Origin of the sequence: Streptomyces sp. NPDC001796 (assembly GCF_042892355.1) — a bacterium.
Taxonomy (GTDB): Bacteria; Actinomycetota; Actinomycetes; order Streptomycetales; family Streptomycetaceae; genus Streptomyces.
Map to the genome: position 1 here is coordinate 48,333 of NZ_JBIAUC010000021.1, position 19,245 is coordinate 67,577.

19 protein-coding genes are annotated in these 19,245 nt (G+C 70.9%); 6 read left to right on the forward strand and 13 right to left on the reverse strand.

Translation table 11 applies throughout. The annotated features are described in order from the left end of the window. Positions 1-33 precede the first annotated feature (33 nt). Both ACFYZE_RS30250 and ACFYZE_RS30255 read left to right on the forward strand, forming a co-directional pair. On the forward strand, positions 34-1,380 hold the full coding sequence (locus tag ACFYZE_RS30250) for an MFS transporter (protein ID WP_389000914.1): 1,347 nt from the start codon (positions 34-36) through the stop codon (positions 1,378-1,380). 267 nt (positions 1,381-1,647) lie between these two features. Continuing rightward, on the forward strand, positions 1,648-2,022 hold the full coding sequence (locus ACFYZE_RS30255; RefSeq protein WP_099500427.1) for an RNA polymerase-binding protein RbpA: 375 nt from the start codon (positions 1,648-1,650) through the stop codon (positions 2,020-2,022). A 125-nt stretch (positions 2,023-2,147) separates the two neighbouring features. Here ACFYZE_RS30255 and fxsA read toward each other — a convergent pair whose 3' ends face one another. From fxsA to ACFYZE_RS30275, 4 genes are all read right to left on the reverse strand, one after another. Then, a complete protein-coding gene (fxsA, locus tag ACFYZE_RS30260; RefSeq protein ID WP_389000917.1) occupies positions 2,148-2,705 on the reverse strand; it encodes an FxsA family membrane protein in 558 nt (185 codons plus the stop codon). A 73-nt stretch (positions 2,706-2,778) separates the two neighbouring features. Further along, a complete protein-coding gene (locus ACFYZE_RS30265; RefSeq protein ID WP_389000920.1) occupies positions 2,779-3,579 on the reverse strand; it encodes a polyprenol monophosphomannose synthase in 801 nt (266 codons plus the stop codon). Positions 3,580-4,185: 606 nt separating this feature from the next. Then, a complete protein-coding gene (locus ACFYZE_RS30270; protein ID WP_389000923.1) occupies positions 4,186-5,802 on the reverse strand; it encodes an amidohydrolase in 1,617 nt (538 codons plus the stop codon). Between the two features lie 47 nt (positions 5,803-5,849). Then, positions 5,850-6,290: an Lrp/AsnC family transcriptional regulator gene (locus ACFYZE_RS30275; protein WP_020138156.1), complete on the reverse strand. Its 441-nt coding sequence runs from the start codon at positions 6,288-6,290 to the stop codon at positions 5,850-5,852. A 267-nt stretch (positions 6,291-6,557) separates the two neighbouring features. Between ACFYZE_RS30275 and ACFYZE_RS30280 the strand changes: the two genes are divergently transcribed. After that, on the forward strand, positions 6,558-6,995 hold the full coding sequence (locus tag ACFYZE_RS30280; protein WP_389000926.1) for a hypothetical protein: 438 nt from the start codon (positions 6,558-6,560) through the stop codon (positions 6,993-6,995). A 100-nt stretch (positions 6,996-7,095) separates the two neighbouring features. Beyond that, entirely contained in the window at positions 7,096-7,359 is a 264-nt protein-coding gene (locus tag ACFYZE_RS30285; protein WP_389000928.1) for a hypothetical protein, read from the forward strand. On the opposite strand, the gene ACFYZE_RS30290 is transcribed toward ACFYZE_RS30285, so the two are convergent. The 3 genes from ACFYZE_RS30290 to ACFYZE_RS30300 all read right to left on the reverse strand — a co-directional run bounded on the left by ACFYZE_RS30290 (position 7,322) and on the right by ACFYZE_RS30300 (position 11,020). Further along, a complete protein-coding gene (locus ACFYZE_RS30290) occupies positions 7,322-8,494 on the reverse strand; it encodes an acyl-CoA dehydrogenase family protein (RefSeq protein ID WP_389001074.1) in 1,173 nt (390 codons plus the stop codon). The genes ACFYZE_RS30285 and ACFYZE_RS30290 overlap by 38 nt on opposite strands. Before the next feature lie 364 nt (positions 8,495-8,858). Beyond that, on the reverse strand, positions 8,859-9,518 hold the full coding sequence (locus ACFYZE_RS30295) for a TetR/AcrR family transcriptional regulator (protein WP_389000931.1): 660 nt from the start codon (positions 9,516-9,518) through the stop codon (positions 8,859-8,861). Between the two features lie 143 nt (positions 9,519-9,661). Then, entirely contained in the window at positions 9,662-11,020 is a 1,359-nt protein-coding gene (locus tag ACFYZE_RS30300) for a peptidase C39 family protein (protein ID WP_389000934.1), read from the reverse strand. Between the two features lie 283 nt (positions 11,021-11,303). Here ACFYZE_RS30300 and ACFYZE_RS30305 point away from each other — a divergent pair, with 283 nt between their 5' ends. Together ACFYZE_RS30305 and ACFYZE_RS30310 are read left to right on the forward strand one after the other, a co-directional pair. Then, positions 11,304-11,966 carry a uridine kinase gene (locus ACFYZE_RS30305; protein WP_389000937.1) on the forward strand — a complete coding sequence of 221 codons (663 nt, stop codon included), beginning with the start codon at positions 11,304-11,306 and terminating at the stop codon, positions 11,964-11,966. A 430-nt stretch (positions 11,967-12,396) separates the two neighbouring features. Continuing rightward, a complete protein-coding gene (locus ACFYZE_RS30310) occupies positions 12,397-14,259 on the forward strand; it encodes an AAA family ATPase (RefSeq protein ID WP_389000940.1) in 1,863 nt (620 codons plus the stop codon). A 179-nt stretch (positions 14,260-14,438) separates the two neighbouring features. Here the strand turns inward: ACFYZE_RS30310 and ACFYZE_RS30315 are convergent, their stop codons facing one another. The 6 genes from ACFYZE_RS30315 to ribH form a co-directional block, all read right to left on the reverse strand. Further along, on the reverse strand, positions 14,439-15,509 hold the full coding sequence (locus ACFYZE_RS30315) for a hemolysin family protein (protein ID WP_389000943.1): 1,071 nt from the start codon (positions 15,507-15,509) through the stop codon (positions 14,439-14,441). Further along, entirely contained in the window at positions 15,506-16,843 is a 1,338-nt protein-coding gene (locus ACFYZE_RS30320; RefSeq protein WP_389000946.1) for a hemolysin family protein, read from the reverse strand. The genes ACFYZE_RS30315 and ACFYZE_RS30320 overlap by 4 nt, the downstream gene beginning before the upstream one ends. Positions 16,844-17,068: 225 nt before the next feature. Next, positions 17,069-17,524, reverse strand: coding sequence for a PH domain-containing protein (locus ACFYZE_RS30325; RefSeq protein ID WP_389000949.1), 456 nt, complete (start codon positions 17,522-17,524; stop codon positions 17,069-17,071). Between the two features lie 14 nt (positions 17,525-17,538). Further along, a complete protein-coding gene (hisG, locus tag ACFYZE_RS30330) occupies positions 17,539-18,387 on the reverse strand; it encodes an ATP phosphoribosyltransferase (RefSeq protein WP_389000952.1) in 849 nt (282 codons plus the stop codon). A gap of 54 nt (positions 18,388-18,441) precedes the next feature. Then, positions 18,442-18,714, reverse strand: a complete 273-nt coding sequence (locus ACFYZE_RS30335) for a phosphoribosyl-ATP diphosphatase (RefSeq protein ID WP_007491392.1) — start codon at positions 18,712-18,714, stop codon at positions 18,442-18,444. 34 nt (positions 18,715-18,748) lie between these two features. Next, positions 18,749-19,234, reverse strand: a complete 486-nt coding sequence (gene ribH / locus ACFYZE_RS30340; protein WP_103842313.1) for a 6,7-dimethyl-8-ribityllumazine synthase — start codon at positions 19,232-19,234, stop codon at positions 18,749-18,751. Between the last annotated feature and the right edge of the window lie 11 nt (positions 19,235-19,245).

Here is a 19,245-nt window from a genome sequence, read left to right on the forward strand (position 1 = left end):
GCGATCACGTTCCACGGGGAAGCGAGGGCACGGGTGGGCACCGACACCGTGCGGGCACAGGCCGGCGACGAGGCCGCCGAGCGGCGGCGCGAACAACGCGGCTGGTACTTCTACGACTGGGCGTGCTCGGTCTATTCGACGAGCGTGCTGACCGTGTTCCTCGGCCCCTATCTCACCTCGGTGGCCAAGTCGGCGGCGGACGCGGACGGATACGTCCACCCACTGGGCGTTCCGGTGCGCGCCGGCTCGTTCTTCGCCTACTGCGTCTCGGCCTCGGTCGTCGTGGCGATTCTCGTGATGCCGCTCGCGGGCGCGGCGGCCGACCGCACCGGCCGCAAGAAGCCGCTGCTCGCTCTGTGCGCGTACCTGGGCGCCTCGGCCACGGCGGGCCTGTTCTTCCTGGACGGTGACCGGTATCTGCTCGGCGGCCTGCTGCTGATCGTCGCGAACGCGTCGGTGGCCGTCTCGATGGTGGTCTACAACTCGTATCTGCCGCTGATCGCCCCACCCGAGGAGCGTGACGCGGTCTCCTCGCGCGGCTGGGCCTTCGGCTACGCGGCCGGTTCGCTGGTCCTGATCGCGAACCTGGTCCTGTTCACGGCCCACGACTCCTTCGGCGTCTCGGAGTCGACGGCGGTCCGCATCTGCCTGGCCTCGGCGGGCCTGTGGTGGGGCGCCTTCACGCTGATCCCGCTCAGGCGCCTGCGCGACCGCCGTACGACGTCCCCGGGTGCGCCGGTGCACGGCTGGCGGCAACTGGCCGCCACGGTCCGGGACATGCGCCGCACCCCCCTCACCCTCTCCTTTCTGCTGGCGTACCTCATCTACAACGACGGCATCCAGACGGTGATCTCACAGGCGTCGGTCTACGGCTCCCAGGAGCTGGGCCTCGGCCAGTCGACGCTGATCACCGCCGTGCTGCTGGTGCAGGTGCTGGCGGTGGGCGGCGCGCTGGGCATGGGTCGACTGGCCCGGACGTACGGCGCCAAGCGGACCGTCCTCGGCTCGCTGGTGGCCTGGACGGCGACGCTCGCCGCCGGTTATTTCCTGCCCGCGGGCGCGCCGGCCGGGTTCTTCGCACTGGCGGCCTGCATCGGGCTGGTCCTCGGTGGAAGCCAGGCACTGTCCCGGTCGCTTTTCTCACACCTGGTCCCGCCCGGCAAGGAGGCCGAGTACTTCTCCGCTTACGAGATGAGCGACCGCGGCATGAGCTGGCTGGGCCCCCTCCTGTTCGGGATCACGTACCAGCTGACGGGAAGCTACCGGGACGCGATCATCTCGCTCGTGGGGTTCTTCGCCCTCGGGTTCGTGCTGCTGGCCCGGGTTCCGGTGCGCGAGGCGGTGCGCGACGCGGGCAATCCGGTACCCGAGAGGATTTAGCGTCCGAGCACAAAGGGCGGTAGTGTACGCGTTTGGCCTGCCAGGCGTACCGTTACTGCGCGTCAAAGGAGCCGAAACGCTGGGTGACATCTGCTAGCAGATGTGACAAACCGGGCGCCGGTGGGTACAACAAGGGGCGGCTACGACGGCGACGCATGACCCGGAACGGGACTCGGAACGGGAATCTTTACCGCCGACCGGACGTTGACCGGATGACGACGACAGCGACACCTGTCCTGTGGGCGACAAGCCCGGGAGGCACGATTCATGAGTGAGCGAGCTCTTCGCGGCACGCGCCTCGTGGTGACCAGCTACGAGACGGACCGCGGCATCGACCTGGCTCCGCGCCAGGCCGTGGAGTACGCATGCGAGAAGGGGCACCGGTTCGAGATGCCCTTCTCGGTCGAGGCGGAGATCCCGCCGGAGTGGGAGTGCAAGGTCTGCGGTGCCCAGGCGCTCCTTGTGGACGGCGAAGGTCCGGAGGAGAAGAAGGCGAAGCCCGCGCGTACGCACTGGGACATGCTGATGGAGCGGCGCACCCGTGAGGAGCTCGAAGAGGTCCTCGAGGAGCGTCTCGCGGTTCTGCGGTCCGGGGCGATGAACATCGCGGTGCATCCGCGGGACAGCCGCAAGTCCGCGTAGTCCCTCCGGGGGCGGGCGGGACACCGCGCGCCAGATATCGACGGGCGCCGTACGTCTTCGTGACGTACGGCGCCCACTGCTTTGTTCACGGTGGCCGCTGGTCGGTTTCCGGTGCCCCGGAGAATTCAGCGGGGCAGGGGCGGGCGGGGCTCCCCCTGCGTGTCCGCGGGGTCGTCCCTGATGACCTCACCCTGAACGATCTTCCCGTCGGGGCGGTGCATCCGAGCCTGCTGGAAGGCGTCACCGAAGCTGCCGTACGGGGACTGGCGGAGTTTGCGGTCGATCGTGCGCTCCGCGTATCGGCCGACCGCCGTCTGGACCGGCGGAAGCAGCAGGAGCAGGCCCGCCGCGTCGGAGATCAGGCCCGGCAGCATCAGCAGCAGGCCGCCGAGCATCATCAGGCCGTTGCCGCCGGTCTTCGAGGGGGAGCCGCCCCTCTGCAGCGCCTCGTTCAGGTTCCGGAAGGCGCGACGGCCCGCCCGCTTGATGACCACCGAGCCGAGAACCAGGCCTGCGACCAGCAGCAGGAAGACCGTGAACCCGCCGGTCGCACCGGCGACCACGGTCAACAGCCAGATCTCCAGCACCAGCCACGCGGCGACGCCCAGCGGCAGAACGGTGCGCAACCGGGAGCGCCGGGGCCGGGTCGTGGTGTGGGGAGAGGTCGAAGCGCCAGTCGTCATGCTCCCAGTGTGCCCGGACCCGGCTCAGTGCGGGATAAGGGGCGTCAGCGGCGCCCGTGACGCCGCCCCTGTCCTACCGGCGCTTCTTGTCGCCCCGGCCCAGGACCTTGCCGAAGCGCTCCTCCGCCCCCCACGCCGTGACGCGCCACAGCGCCTCCACGACGATGTTCCGGCTCATCTTCGAGTCGCCGAGCTCGCGCTCCACGAACGTGATCGGCACCTCGACGACGTGGAACCCGGCCTTGACCGCGCGGCGCGCCAGGTCGACCTGGAAGCAGTAGCCCTGCGAGGCCACCTGGTCGAGGCCGAGGCCCTCGAGAGTCTCACGGCGGAAGGCGCGGTAGCCGCCGGTGATGTCGCGCAGCGACAGGCCGAGGGCCAGACGCGAGTAGGTGCTGCCGCCGCGGGAGAGGAACTCGCGGGACTTGGGCCAGTTCACGACCCGTCCGCCCGGCACCCACCGGGAGCCGAGCACCAGGTCCGCGCTCTTGAGCGCGGTCAGCAGGCGCGGCAGTTCCTCCGGCTGGTGGGAGCCGTCGGCGTCCATCTCGACGAGGACGCCGTAGTCGCGCTCCAGACCCCAGCGGAAGCCGGCGAGGTACGCGGCGCCCAGCCCTTCCTTGCCCTTGCGGTGCATGACGTGGACGTGATCGTCCTCCGCCGCGAGTTCGTCCGCGAGTTTGCCGGTGCCGTCGGGGCTGTTGTCGTCGGCCACGAGGACATGCGCCTCGGGCACCGCCGACCGCACTCGGCCGACGATCGTCTTGATGTTCTCCGCCTCGTTGTAGGTCGGAATGATCACCAAGGCGGTGCCGAGCGGACCGAACTGCTTGCCCTGGGCCGATGCCCCGAGGGTCCCGTCGCCGTGGTTCACTGCTGCCCCTTCACATCCGTACGCAGAGGTCCACCATAGTGGTCGCGGCACGTGCCTCCGCCACAGCGGGTTCGTTTGGAGGTGTCGATTCCATAAGGTTCGGGTAAGAATGCCCGGCGCACCGATGGCGTCGACCGGCCGGTCGTACCGAATGCCCACGGGGTTTCGACAGCGGGTCCAGGGCTTGCCACGCCCCGGGCGGCTGCGGATCGGGGCCCGGCGCCCTTCGGGCCGACCTGGGACCCGCTGGCTGCGGATCGACCGAAAGCCGTTGTCTACTGGACGTCCGGGCCCCACCCGGGTCGCACCCTGCCGACCAGGGAACGGCGCCCTCGCCGTGGCGCGGGCGCTGAGCCTGGCTCCCAGTGGCGATGCGCCGACGCGGCACACCATCCCTGACCCAGCGGCGCTCGGGCGACTGCGCGAAGGTTTCCCCGGTCGGACGATTCTGTGGTGGACCCGGCCGAACCTACCGGCCCTCCGCGCCTTACTGTCAATAGCCGCCCCACCTGCGGGTCTTCGGCGAAGAGCCTGGTCGCAGCGGAGGATACGCAGGTCGCGCGACGGAGTTCTGAAGGCCCGTCGCCGCCGCGCCACCCCGGGAGATCACTCGCCCGGCCCTACGAACACGGCCCTGCCTCCGACCACGGTGCGCAGGCAGACGGGAAGGTCGGTCCCGGGGGTGAGATCGGGCAGTCCGGGGGTGCCGGAGCGGGGGTCGGTGGACCAGCGGGCCACCCGGTCGTCGGGGGCCTGGACGACGAGTGCGTCGGTGCGCCACACGGCGTAGTCCGCGGGGGCGCCCGGCACCAGCACCCCTGCGTCGTCCCGTCCGATCGCCCGCCAGCCGCCGCGCGTGTGCGCGGTGAATCCGGCGCGTACGGAGACCCGGTGGTCGGGGGTGCGGTGGAACGCCGCCGCGCGGACCGTGCCCCAGGGGTCGAGGGGGGTCACCGGGCTGTCGGATCCGAACGCCAGCGGGACGCCTGCGCGCAGCAGGGCCGCGAACGGGTTCAGCGTGCGGGCCCGTTCGATGCCGAGGCGCTCGGCGTACATGCCGTCCTCGCCGCCCCACAGCGCGTCGAAGGCGGGCTGGACGGAGGCGGTCAGGCCCAGTTCGGCGAAGGCCGCGACGGTCTCGGGCGTGAGCATCTCGACGTGCTCGACGCGGTGGCGGGCGGCGCGGATCCGGGCCAGGCCCACCTTCTCGGCGGCGGCCCGCACTCCTTCCACCACGGCCGTGACGGCGGCGTCGCCGATGGCGTGGAACCCCGCCTGGAGTCCGGCCTCGGTGCACGCGACGACATGCGCGGCGACCGCGGCGGCGTCCAGGTAGGCGGTGCCGGTGTGGGCGGCGTCCGCGTACGGCTGGTGCAGACACGCGGTGTGCGAGCCGAGAGCGCCGTCGACGAAGAGGTCGCCCGCGGCGCCGAGTGCACCCAGTTCCCGGGCCTTGGTGACGTCCTGCTCGGCCCAGTAGCCGACGACGCGCGGCCCGGGCTCCTCGGCGGCGAGGCGCAGCAGCCCGGTGAAGTCGTCCTCGGAGGAGATCTCCGGGCCGGCGCACTCGTGGAGCGAGCCGATGCCGAGGGAGGCGGCGTGGGCGAGGGCGGTGCGCTGGGCCTCGGTGCGCTGGGCGGGGGTGACCGCGGCGAACGCGGCGGCCCGTACGGCGTGGTGGGCGTCGCGGGTCAGCGGCTCGCCGTCCGTGAAGCCGGACTTGTCACGCACGCCCGGGGTGAGGTCCAGCAGGGCGGTGGTGACGACGGCCGAGTGGACGTCGATGCGACTGAGATACAGGGGACGCCCGCCGGTGGCCTCGTCGAGCTCTTCGCGGCGGGGCGCCCGACGTTCGGGCCAGCGTGCGGCGTCCCAGCCGTGGCCGAGCAGCACCCGGTCGTCCGGCCGGGCGGCGGCGAAGTCCCGTACGAGGGCGAGGGCGCCCCCCAGGGACGGGGCGCCGGACAGGTCGAGGCCGGTGAGCGCGAGGCCGGTGGCGGTGGTGTGCACGTGGGCGTCGGTGAACGCGGGAGTGACGAGGGCGCCGTCGAGGTCGATCACCTCGTCGACGCCGTCCGCGAAGGCGTCGGCCGCGCCCTCGGAACCGACCCAGGCGACATGTCCGGCCTCCACGACCATCGCGGTGGCGAAGGGATCGGCGGGGCTGTGGACCTCTCCACGGCGCAGGAGGACGGTCTTGGGCTCGGCGGTGCGCTCACTCATGGGCAACAGTGTCGCCCCTGGCGGGGGACGCTCCGCAGGCAGGTCGCTCAGATCCGGGGCGGCCGTGCCTCGTACGGGGTGGACAGGACCACGGTGGTGCGCGTCGACACCCCCGCGAGGGTCCGCAGCCGGGCGAGCAGCTCCTCCAGTTCGTGCGGCGTGGCCACGCGGACCTTGAGGATGTAGTTCTCGTCGCCCGCGACGCTGTGGCAGGCCTCGATCTCCGGGACGCCCGCGAGGCGTTCGGCGATGTCGTCGGGGGCGCTGGGGTCGAACGGCTTCACCGAGATGAAGGCGGTCATCGGCAGGCCGACGGCCTCGGGGTCGACGACGGCGGCATACCCACGGATGACGCCCCGCTGCTCGAGCCGGCGCACCCGCTGGTGCACGGCCGATGTGGACAGGCCCGTGGCCTTGCCCAGGTCGGTGTAGCTCATCCGCCCGTCCTTGACGAGCAGCTGCACGATCTGTCGGTCCAGCTCCTCCATGGCGCTAGAACCTACAGTGCGCCCTGACTCCGCGGATACCTCAGCAGCGCAGGTCATACCCGGTTTGTGATGTTGGTGAGAGCGGTCGGTGAGCCGCCCGGGTGACGGCTGGCCGCGCGGGGCACCTGCGATTGGCATGTGACGAACGCCACAGTGCCCGGCCCGGCTTCGCGATGCTCTCGTGATTACCCCGGAGACGGGACGGGAAGTGCTTGCTGTGGTCGAGGCCGCAGCGCCTTGTCGGCCCAGCCCGAGGGGGAGAAACCCATGCAGAATTCCAAGCGCCCTGGTCGTACCGTGCCCAAGCGGCAGCAGCCGGTCATCGAGCCCGAGCCGGAGGGCGTCGAACCCGACGCCCTCGACGGCGAGGAGTTCGACGCGTACGACACCTTCGAGATGTACCGGGTGATCTGCCCGGACTGCGCGCAGCCCATCGCGCTCCTGGCGGACGAGGAGGTCCTGCCCGAGCACGCGCTGTGCGCCTCGCCGTGGAACCCCTTCGGTCTCACGGTCTGCTCCGGGACGGGCCGCGCGGCGGCCGACGCCCGCCCGGCGGACGAGTCCGTGGAGCCCCAGCAGCAGGACACCGCCCTGCTGCTGACCCTCCCTCAGGGGCTCGACTGGCGCACGCAGCCGTTCTCGCACGTCGGCGGCCCGGGTTCCCGCCCGCTCCGGACGGCGACACTGCGCCGCCAGGCCGCCTGACACACCGCGAGCAGCGGCGGTTCCAGGCGGTCCGCCACGGAACTCACGCTCGATTAGCGGGGCCGGTGACCTCGGCGGGCTTCGGGGCGTTGCTCCCTGTATGAGCCCCAGTTATTCGGCGACCGGACCCCGGCGGCCGGTGTTCATTCCGGTACCGGCGGCGACACTGCCGCCGCCGCAGCCGCAGGATCCGCCCATCTACCGCGCACTGATGCGCACCTGGGCCGACCGCGGGCGCACGCTCCCCGGGCGTCACGACCCGGAGTGGGTGCGGCTCGCGGCGCCCCCGGCCGGCCCGCGCCGGCTCACGGCGGGCCAGGAGTCGTTCAGCGGGACTCGGGACCAGCGAGGTGACGGGCGATGACCATGCGCTGGATCTGGTTCGTGCCCTCGACGATCTGCAGCGCCTTGGCCTCCCGCATATAGCGCTCGACCGGGAAGTCCAGGGTGTAGCCGTACCCGCCGAGCACCTGGACGGCGTCGGTGGTGACCTTCATCGCCGTGTCGGTGCAGTGCAGCTTCGCCATGGCCGCCTGCTTGGCGAACGGCCGCCCGGCGTCGCGCAGCCGTGCCGCCGCCAGGTACAGCGCCCGGCCCGCCTCGATCTGCGTCGCCATGTCGGCGAGCAGGAAGCGCAGCCCCTCGAAGTCCGAGATCGGCCGTCCGAACTGCCGGCGCTCGGTGGCGTACGCGACGGCCTCGTCCAGCGCCGCCTGGGCCAGGCCGATGGCGCAGGCCGCGATGCCGAGCCGCCCGGAGTCGAGCGCGGACAGCGCGATCGCGAAGCCCTGTCCCTCGTCGCCGATGCGCCGTGCTTCGGGCACGCGCACCCCGTCGAAGTGGACCTGTGCGGTGGGCGACCCCTTCATGCCCATCTTCTTCTCGGGCGCCGCGGCACTCAGTCCCTCGGCGTCGCCGGGGACCAGGAACGCAGTGATCCCGCGGGGGCCCTCCTCACCGGTGCGCGCCATCACCGTGTAGAAGTCGGCGATGCCTCCGTGAGTGATCCATGCCTTGGTGCCGTTGATCACCCAGTGGTCGCCGTCCCGGACCGCCTTGGTCCGCAGGGACGCGGCATCCGACCCGGACGACGGCTCGGAGAGGCAGTAGGCGCCCAGAAGGCCCCCGCCGAGCATCGCGGGCAGGTGTTCCAGCTGTTGTTCCTTGGTGCCGTAGTGCGCGAGGGCATGGCAGGACAGGGTGTGGACGCTGACGCCGAGGCCGACGGTGAGGCGGGCCGCGGCCAGCTCCTCGAGGACCTGCAGGTAGACCTCGTAGGGCTGGTCACCACCGCCGTACTCGGAGTCGTACGGCAGGCCGAGCAGTCCGGAGTCGGAGAGCAGGCGGAAGGTCTCGCGCGGGAAGTGCCCGGAGTGTTCCTCCTCGGCCGCCTTCGGGGCGATCTCCTGCCGCGCGATGTCGCGGACGAGCGAGATCAGATCCCGGGCCTCGTCCGTGGGCAGTTGTCGGTCCACCGGCTGCGGGGCGCGGTCGGGCATGGCGACGCTCTCCTCCCTCTTGGGCACTTCGGCGGACATGCGCCTTGGGTGGGGCGGCGCCGCCGGGTCTCACTGAGCCTGGCCGATGCTCGTCGCTCCGGGTCGCGGAGGCGGCTGACCAGCGGCTGTGGCGCTTGGAGTATGCCCGATCGGAGGCATGGCGTCACCGGTTAACGACCGCTTACTTCAAGAAAGCGGATGCCGTGCCGAGGCGTGATCGACATGCGACGGAGGGGCCTCGTGCCGAGGCCGTCCCCGCCTGCCGCAGACCTGTCCGTGACGGCCTCCCCGTGGACCTGCCCGTGACGGCCTGGCCGGCACCCGGACGGGACCGCTCGGAGATCGGTCAGTCCTCCCGGTGCGGTCAGGTCGGCCTGCGGGCCGGAGGCGGGGCCGTGTACGCGGGTTCCAGTTCCTCGATCGCCCGCAGGGTGCCTCCCAGCGTCTTGGCGAGCAGGTCGCACATCGTGTCGCGGGACACTACCGGGCGGTCGATCCAGTCCAGGGTCACGCCCTCCACGCCGCACACCCAGCCGAGCAGTCCCGTGCGCACCAGCGGAGCGATGTCGCGCCGCCCGTACGCCCCCTCGGCGATCGTGGTGAGGATGGCCTCGCGCACCCCGTCCCGGATGGCATGGACCTGTGCGTCGAAGCCCACACCGCCGCTGACGATCGTGCGGTAGGCGGCCTGGTTGTGCTCGGCGTAGTGCAGATAGCGGTCGATGGTGCGGTGCACCCGTTCCACCGGCGGCAGGTCCAGGCCGGTGGCCGCGGAGGTCACCAGGTCGGCCACCGAATCCTCGACAATGGCGAGGTAATAGCCGCGTTTCGATTTGAAGTAGTAGTAGATGAGCCCTTTCGCCACCTGGGCGTGGCGCGCGATGTCGTCCATCGACAGCGTGTCGTAGGACGTGTCGGCGAATAACTTCCGTCCGATGGCGATGAGTTCGGCGCGGCGCGCCAGGGAGCGATCGGTGCCGCGCACCTGGGGGCGCACGGCACCTCGCTGTTGACTGCTCTTCAATTTCGGCCCAAGTCTCCAACTACCGGCGGGACATCGGCAGTATTGCAGAATGACACCACCAGCATGTTCGACTCTGATCGGCGGAGTGGATCGCGGAGTCGGGCGCTGTCGGGATATGTGCCGCCGGGTTGCCGGTGGGCGCGTCAGCGGACACCCACCGCCGCCAGCGCCCTGCGCTGGCCGGAGGTGGGACGGGCCGGGAAGTACAGGTAGCAGACGCCGCCGGTGCCGGAGGTGACCTTGCCGGAGGCGTTGTACCGCTTGGTGCGCAACCAGATGTTCTCGAACTCCCGCCGCCGGTACACGCGCCGCACCGCCTCGTCGCTCGGCGACGCCGGGTCGTTCGCGATCACGTCGCCGTCGGCGGTGAACCCGATCACGGTCATCAGATGCCCCGCTGTCCCGTACCCCGCCCCGGTCAGCTCCTCCTTCAGGAACGACTGCGAGGTGATGACCGGGATGCCCGCAGCGATCAGCGTCTCCAGGTCGGTGAGCGAGGTCAACCGGGTGACCACTGCCTGCAGGTCCTCGAACGTCGCCGCGTAGGCCGCGTTGAAGGGCCAGTTGCCGCAGCCCTGGTACTGGTGGTCGTAGGTGAACCGGGCCGCGTGGCAGACCTGCGGGTCCGCGTAGGACGGATCGACCCAGGACAGTTGTTCGGGGGTGAGCCTCCGTCCCCAGTACTCGATGATCATTTGGGAGGAGGTGGGGCTGCACCAGGCCTCGCCGCCGTTGTCGTACTCCGGGTACTGGCCCTTGTGGATCTCCTGCGAGTAGCGCGGGACGAGCAGTTCCTCGGCGAGCCCGGGTGTGGAGGCCGGGACGGTGAACCGGTCGGGGATGTCGGAGCCCATGGCTCCGAGCCGCCACACAGTCGGCGTGATCCGTGTGCCCGGTGTGCGGTACAGGGTCAGGCGCAGGCGGTACGACGCCAGGCGCAGGCCCGAGGCGGGATCGGCGATGGCGAAGGTGTCGGTCCAGATGTTGCTCCTGCCATCGCTCTGGCCGTCCACGGAGGTGCGGCGGATGTCCTGGTCGCCGGCCGCCCAGCGGCCCATCACGTACCAGGGGGTGTCCGTGCCGTCGGAGTAGGTGCCCTTCACCTCGACCTGGAGCCATGTGCCGGCCGGGGTCTGCGCGTTCCAGGAGGCGACGAGTTCGGTGGCCGGAACGGCGAGGCGGTGCCCCGGGGAGGTCCAGGTGGCGTACTCCCAGGTGGCTGACTTTCCGGTGTGCGGGTCGGTGTAGTCGGTACGACCGGCGGGCGTGGTGATCACCAGGCCGGGGCGGACGCCGGCGACGGCGCGGACGCCCTGCGCGGTGCCGCTTCGCCAGTCGGGGTACGAGGTCCAGGCGTGGTGGTCCACGGGGCTCGGGGATGCTTTCGTCGACCGGGCGGTCGGCGTGGCCGCGGCCGCCGGGCCCGCGGTGCCGGCCGCCGTGGCCGCGGCGGCCGCCGCGGCGAGGATGGTTCTGCGGGACGGCTCTGAAGCTCTGGTCATCGGTGGGTGACCCCCAGGAGTCCTTCAAGCAGCGGTTCGGACGCACGGTGTGCGCCAACTATGGCCGCCACGCACAGACTTCTGCCAGCACTTCGGCCGCCGACGCGCCCACCAATATTGGTCCCGACCTGTGGCGGTCTCCTGGGAATGGGAGACGGGAATTCGGGGAGGCGAATCACCCGCGTTCACACCGAACCAGAAATAGAGGAAATTCCGGAGAGAGGTCGCTTTCTCCCCGAAGAGGGACAGCCTGTTTGCCCGAGTAAGCTGTCCCCTCGAGAACATGCCGAAACATGCCGACACACCTTCTCGCCCGGGAATCGCCATTCACGCACTCGCGTCCCGCCTTCAGCACCTACCGCCCTCCTGCGGCCCCGTCCGCCTCGTCGGCGTCGACGGGCACGCCGGGTCGGGGAAATCCACGTTCGCCGCGCACCTGGCGGCCGCACTCGGCAGAGCGCCCGTGCTGCACCTGGACGACATCGCCACCCATGAGGAGCTGTTCTCCTGGACGGACAGGCTGCTGCGGGAGGTGATCGAGCCGCTCGGCCACGGCCGGACCGCGCACTACCGGCCCTACGACTGGCGCGCACGGCGCTTCGGTCCCGCCCGTGCGCTGCCGCCCGCCCCAGTGATCCTGATCGAGGGGGTGGGCGCCGGCCGCCGGGTGCTGCGCCCGCATCTCGCCCGGCTGCTGTGGATGGACCTGGCGCACGAGGAGGCGTGGACGCGCGGGCGGGCCCGGGACGGCGAGGAACAACGCGCGTTCTGGGACGGCTGGGTCGAAGCGGAGCGCCGGCACTTCGCCGAGGATCCCTCGCGACCCCACGCCAACCTCCTGGTGCATCAGAAGCCTGAGGGATATGAGGTGTTTTCCGGGCCGGCCGGGCTTCCTGATCCGGACCAGGATCTCACCCACAGTGACGACCCATCGGCAGTGTGCTGAACTGGTGAAGACCCTCGCCGGGCAACTTCCCCGAGTGCCCCAAGTCGGCTTGACCGGGGAGCCGTACAGGTCTTACGTTCTCAATGTGCGGCTTTCGCAGTCGCACCCAGACGCGAAGCCCCCGGTTGTTCCCCCGTGATCGGGGGCTTCGTTCTGCTCTGAGCACCTTGTCAGGGCGCCAAGAGGCGTGATCCGCTCACCCTCGGTCACGACGCGCCGGGCGACTCCTCTGCTCCCACCTCGCCGAACGGCCCGTGCGGCACCCTTCGTACGCCCCTCCCCCGCAGGTACGATGCCTCTCGGTGCGACGTTCGGACGCTGCTCTGCGCACCGTGGCAACTCCGGTCCGCAGCACAGCGGTTCGAGCAAGGCGGCCGACGGGCACGGGCCCGGCGGTGAACCAACGGGGGCACGGTTTGTGGGGGACGTGATGGACTTCGGCACGCAGGGCCCTCAAGCCCCGGCCGACCTCGCCTGGCTGCGAGGGGTCGACGCCTACACGATGGGCGCCTATCCGCAGGCGGAGGAGGAGTTCCGCGCCGCGGTCCGGATGGATCCCGGGATGGCCGACGGCTGGCTCGGGCTGCACGCGCTGCGGGTCGACACGACGACCGCGCTGCTGAGGATGTACCGCCACCGCGACCGCTTCGGAGAGCAGCGGGCGCGGCACCGGCGCGGCCTCAACTCCTGGTACTGGCTCGGCTGGTGGGTGCAGCCGGTCCTGGAGAGCCCGCGCGACCTGCTGCTCGCGCACGCCTCGCACTGGCTGGACGGCCGCCACGTCCCGGAGCTGGACCGCGCGCTGGCCGGTCTGCCGCCGGTCGACACCGACCCCCAGGTGCGCTTTCTGCACGCCTGCCGGGCCTACCTGGTCAAGGACTGGGAGCAGTTGGTCCGCCACACCGATCCGCTGATCGACGATCCCATGCTCGGTATAGAGGCCGGACTGTTCGGCGGTATGGCCCGGGTCCGTCTGGAGATGTACCGACAGGCCGAGCCGCTGCTCGCCACCGCCCTGATGCGCTGCCGCAGCGAGCAGCCGCAGCGCAAGGAGCTGCGGTACTGGCTGGCCCGGGCGCACGAGGGCACGGGACGCTCGGCCGCCGCGCTCCCCCTCTACCGGGCCGTGCACCGGGTGGACCCGGCGTTCATGGACACCTCGGCCCGGCTCGCCGCGATCGCCGAGGGGGACGGGTACGACGACCCGACCGACCTGACGGCGATGGCGCTCGCCGGAGGCGGCGACACGCTGGAGGCACCGGACGGTCTGGATCCGCTCTTCGGCGCCGAGGGCAGGGACGTGAAGCTGTCCGATCCCGAACCGCCGCCGACGGGTCCGCTGCCGGCACAGGGCGACCTCGTGCGCGAGAAGGCCGCCTCGGTACCGGCGCAGTCGTGGCCGGCCGGACCCACGGATCCGGCACTGCTGGAGGAGGCGCTGGCCGAGCTGGAGCGGATGGTCGGTCTGGAACCGGTCAAGCGCCAGGTCAAGGCGCTGTCGGCGCAGTTGAACATGGCCCGGCTGCGGGCCGGCCAGGGCTTACCCGTGCAGCCGCCGAAACGGCACTTCGTGTTCTCGGGGCCCTCCGGCACCGGCAAGACGACCGTGGCGAGGATCCTGGGCCGGGTCTTCTACGCGCTCGGCCTGCTCGGCGGCGACCACCTGGTGGAGGCGCAGCGGGCGGACCTGGTGGGCGAGTACCTGGGCCAGACGGCGGTGAAGGCGAACGAGCTGATCGACTCGGCGATCGGCGGCGTCCTGTTCGTGGACGAGGCGTACTCGCTGTCCAACTCCGGGTACGGCAAGGGGGACGCCTACGGGGACGAGGCGCTTCAGGTGCTGCTGAAGCGGGCGGAGGACAACCGGGACCACCTGGTGGTGATCCTCGCGGGGTATCCCGAGGGGATGGACCGGCTGCTGGCGGCGAACCCTGGACTGTCCTCACGCTTCACCACGCGGGTCGATTTCCCCTCGTACCGTCCCTTGGAACTGACGGCGATCGGCGAGGTGCTGGCCGCCGAGAACGGGGACGTCTGGGACGAGGAGGCCCTGGAGGAGCTTCGGTCGATCGCCGGGCATGTGGTGGACCAGGGGTGGATCGACGAGCTCGGGAACGGGCGGTTCCTGCGGACGCTGTACGAGAAGAGTTGCGCTTATCGGGATCTGCGGCTGAGCGGCTACCCGGGGATGCCGTCGCGGGACGACTTGTCGACATTAAGATTGCCGGATCTGATGCAGGCCTATGGGGAGGTCCTGTCCGGCCGAGGGCCGCAGGATCCTTCGGGGTTGTAGCGCCGCCCGCAATTCGTTCGAGCCCGCGCCTCTGCGGCTGCGGTTTCGTCGTGGCTCGTCGCTCCCCCGAGTTCTCGGCTTCACTCGAACAGGCGGACCCTCATCGCGGCAGAGCGGCTTGTCGACAGGGCCGCCTGCCGACAGGGCCCCGCGCCCCTGGACGAGGCGCGGGGCCCTCCTCAGCTCGGTACCGCTTCCTTCGGTTCCGCCATGCGCGGCTGAGGGGGAGCCTCCCGGTGCGCCGGGTCCCTGACCTCACCGACCAGGAGTTCCAGTACGTCCTCCAGCGCGACCAGACCCAGGACGCGGCCGGAGGTGTCCGCCACCTGGGCCAGATGGGTGGCCGCCCGGCGCATCACCGTGAGCGCGTCGTCCAGCGGGAGCTCCGCCGCGAGCGTCGTCATGGGCCGCCACAGCTGCTGCGGCACCGCCCGTTCGGATTCCTCCAGGTCGAGGACGTCCTTGACGTGCAGATACCCCATGAAGGCACCGCTCCCCGCGACCACGGGGAAGCGTGAGTAGCCCGTGCGCGCGGTGAGCGCCACGACCTCGCCCGGGGTCACCGTCGGCTCGACCGTCACCAGCAGGTCCGGGTCCAGGAGCACGTCCGTGACCGGGCGCGAGCCCAGCTCCAGGGCGTCCTCGAGGCGCTCCGCCTCCTCGGGGTCGAGCAGGCCGGCCTGGCCGGAGTCCTCCACGAGCTGGTTGAGCTGCTCACTGGTGAAGGCGGCCTCGACCTCGTCCTTCGGTTCGACGCGGAACAGCTTGAGGATCACCCGGGCGCACGCGCTCAGCGCGACCGTGACCGGGCGGCACAGCCGCGCGAACGCCACCAGGCCCGGGCTCAGCCACAGCGCGGCCTTCTCCGGGGCCGCCATCGCCAGGTTCTTCGGCACCATCTCGCCGATCACCAGGTGGAAGAAGACGACCGCCGCGAGTGCGATCACATAGCCGAGCGGGTGGACCAAGTCGTCGGGGATGCGCGCCGCAGTGAACACCGGTTCGAGCAGATGCGCCACGGTCGGCTCGGCGACGGCGCCCAGGGTCAGGGAGCACACGGTGATCCCGAACTGGGCCGCGGCCATCATCTGCGGCAGCCGTTCGAGGCCGTACAGCACCTGCCGCGCACGGGCGGTCCCCAGCGGCTCGATCTGGCTGCGGCGCACGGACACGAGCGCGAACTCGGCGCCGACGAAGAACCCGTTGACGAGCACCAGAAGCGCCGCGAACAGGAGTTGGAGCAGGCTCATCGCACCGCCTCCGCGGCCGGCGCGGGAGCGTCCGCGAGCTTCACGAGCCTGACGCGCTCGGCGCGGTAGTGGCCGACCTGGCGGACGGTGAGCCGCCAGCCCGGCAGCTCCGCCCGGTCACCGGGGGCGGGGATCCGGCCCAGCAGGTCGGCGACCAGTCCGGCCACGGTCTCGTACGGCCCCTCGGGCACGTCCAGGCCTATCCGCTTCAGGACGTCGACGCGGCAGCTTCCGTCGGCGTCCCACGCGGGGCGCCCGTCCTCGGGCAGCGCGACGGCGAGTTCCGGCAGGTAGAGGCCGTCGTGCTCGTCGCGCACCTCGCCGACCAGTTCCTCGACGATGTCCTCCAGGGTGACGACGCCGGCCGTGCCGCCGTACTCGTCGACGACGACGGCGATGGGCTGCTGGCTGCGCAGCAGCTCCAGGAGGGGCTGCACGGGCAGCGTCTCCGGGACCAGCAGCGGTGCCTGGGCGATCCGGGTGACGGGGGTGCGCAGCCGTTCGTGGGAGGGCACCGCGAGGGCGTCCTTGAGGTGGACCATGCCGACGATCTCGTCGATCTTGTCGTGGTAGACGGGGAAGCGGGACAGGCCGGTGGCCCGGGTCAGGTTGACCACGTCCTGCGCGGTGGCGGAGGACTGCAGCGCGCTCACCCGCACTCGCGGGGTCATGACGTGCTGGGCGGTCAGCTCGCCCAGGGACAGCGTGCGGACGAACAGGTCGGCCGTGTCCTGTTCCAGTGCGCCGGCCTGCGCGGAGTGGCGGGCCAGCGAAACCAGTTCACCCGGGGTGCGGGCGGAGGCCAGCTCCTCGGCGGGTTCCACGCCCAAGGCCCGCACCAGGCGGTTCGCGACCGCGTTCAGAGCCGCGATGACCGGCCGGAACAGCCGGGAGAACAGGTGCTGCGGGCCCGCGACGAAGCGGGCGACCTGGAGGGGCCGGGACACCGCCCAGTTCTTGGGGACGAGTTCACCGATCACCATCTGCGCGGCCGAGGCGAGCAGCATGCCGACGACGACCGCGACACCGCTCGCGGCGCCCTCGGGGAGCCCGATCAGCGCGAACGGGGCGTGCAGCAGCTCGGCGAGCGCCGGTTCGGCGAGCATGCCGACGACGAGCGAGGTGATGGTGATGCCGAGCTGGGTGCCGGAGAGCTGGAAGGACAGCTCCCTGAGCGACTCGACGACCGTACGGGCACGCCGGTCGCCCTCGGCCGCGGCCCGCTCGGCGTCCGGGCGCTCGACCGTGACGAGCCCGAACTCGGCCGCCACGAAGAAACCGTTGGCGAGAATCAGCAGGAACGCCGCCCCGAGGAGCAGCAAGGGGATGGTCATGATGCCGCCGCCTCCGCGTTCACACGGACACGGTCCGCGCTATGTCGGCAGGGGGCGGCGCAGGTACTACAGGACGATCCGTCCATCGCCGGAGGGAGTCACTCCTCGGGTAGCAGGAACCCCTGAGCACCGGGTGGAACCTCAGGGGCGGAGGCGCCACGCAAGCGCCTCTGCCACCAGATTAATCAAGACTCCGCCCTGTGCGGCAGGGTGGACGTCCCCGAGTCAGCCCTGATGTCGCTCGGGATGGGCCGTGGAGCGGGCCTCGGCGAGCGCCCGGAGGGTGTGTGCGTCCTCGATCGCGCGTTTCTTGGCGATGCCCGGCTGGATGCCGAGGGCGGGCAGGCTGGTGCCGTCGCTGAGGTTCAGGAACACCCAGGGATCGCCGGGACGCAGGTTGACCTGCACGATCTCCGCCCAGTCCAGCTGACGGCGGCTGGCGATGTTGACGACGGTGACCCCTCTCTCCTCTGCGACGACCTTGGGCCGGGCGAGCAGGAGCAGCACTCCGAAGAGAAGGGCCGCCGTGAGGATGAAGCTGAGGCGTTCCCCGGTGGTGAGCTGGTCCAGCAGCAGCGCGACCGTGGTGATCACGACGAGTATCGCGACGCCCGCGGTCAGCAGCACGGCGCGGGTACGGCCCGGCCTGAAGGTGACGGGAAGGGTGGGCAGGTCCGACATCGGTGCGCGGTTCCTCAGAGGCGGCAGGCGTGGATGGCCGTGGTGAGGATGGCCCGGGCGCCGATGTCGTACAGGTCGTCCATGATCCGCTGGGCCTCCTTGGCCGGGACCATGGCCCGCACGGCGACCCAGCCCTCGTTGTGCAGCGGCGACACGGTCGGGGACTCCAGGCCCGGGGTGAGGGCGACGGCCTTCTCGAGCTGCTCGACGCGGCAGTCGTAGTCCATCATCACGTACGTCCGGGCCACCAGGACGCCCTGGAGGCGGCGCAGGAACTGCTGGACCTTGGGCTCTTCGGCGTCGGCGCCGGTACGGCGGACGACGATCGCCTCGGACTTCATGATCGGCTCGCCGATGACCTCCAGGCCTGCGTTGCGCAGCGAGGTGCCGGTCTCGACGACGTCCGCGATGACCTCGGCGACGCCGAGCTGGATGGCGGTCTCCACCGCGCCGTCCAGGTGGACGACGGCGGCGTCGATGCCGTTGTCGGCGAGGTGCTTGGCGACGATGCCCTCGTAGGAGGTGGCGATCGTCATGCCGTTGAGGTCCTCCACGCCCTTCGCCGTGCCGGGCTTGGTGGCGTAGCGGAAGGTGGAGCGGGCGAAGCCGAGCGGGAGGATCTCCTCGGCGTTGGCGCCGGAGTCGATGAGCAGGTCACGGCCGGTGATGCCGATGTCGAGGCGGCCGGAGGAGACGTAGATCGCGATGTCGCGGGGGCGGAGGTAGAAGAACTCGACCTCGTTCTCCGGGTCGACGATCCTCAGCTCCTTGGACTCCCGGCGCTGCTGGTAGCCGGCCTCATGCAGCATCTCCGCCGCAGGGCCGGACAGTGAACCCTTGTTGGGGACGGCGATGCGCAGCATGAGGTCGGCTTCCTTCGTTCGTGCGTATGGGTGTACGGATATTCGGTTTACGGCTCAGAGGTGGGCGTAGACGTCGTCCAGGGAGATCCCGCGCGCCACCATCATCACCTGGACGTGGTACAGAAGCTGGGAGATCTCCTCGGCGGCCGCCTCCTTGCCCTCGTACTCGGCGGCCATCCAGACCTCGGCGGCCTCTTCGACGACCTTCTTGCCGATGGCATGGACGCCCTTGCCGACCAGCTCGGCGGTACGGGAGGTGGCGGGATCGCCGTGGGCGGCCTTGTGCTGGAGCTCGGTGAAGAGCTCCTCGAACGTCTTCTTGGACATGGTGGTCCTAACCCTACGCGCTGAGGGCCGTACCTCAGTGCCAGGGTTCAGATACTGAGCGGAGCGTGGCGGCCGTCGCCACCGCCGCCGTCACCGCCTCGTGCCCCTTGTCCTCGTTGGAGCCCTCGAGGCCCGCGCGGTCCAGGGCCTGCTCCTCCGTGTCGCAGGTCAGCACCCCGAACCCGACGGGGACGCCGGTCTCCACGGAGACCTGGGTCAGACCCTGGGTCACACCCTGGCACACGTAGTCGAAGTGGGGGGTGCCGCCGCGGATGACGACACCGAGGGCGACGATCGCGTCGTACCCCCGGCCCGCGAGGACCTTCGCCGCGACCGGAAGCTCGAAGCTGCCGGGGACCCTGAGCAGGGTCGGCTCGTCGATCCCCAGCTCCCGCAGGGCGCGCAGGGCGCCGTCGACCAGACCGTCCATCACCTTGTCGTGCCACTGTGCCGCGATGACGGCGACCCGCAGGTCGCTCACGTTGCGTACGGACAGCTCCGGTGCACCCTTGCCGCTCACGTCTCTCCTCA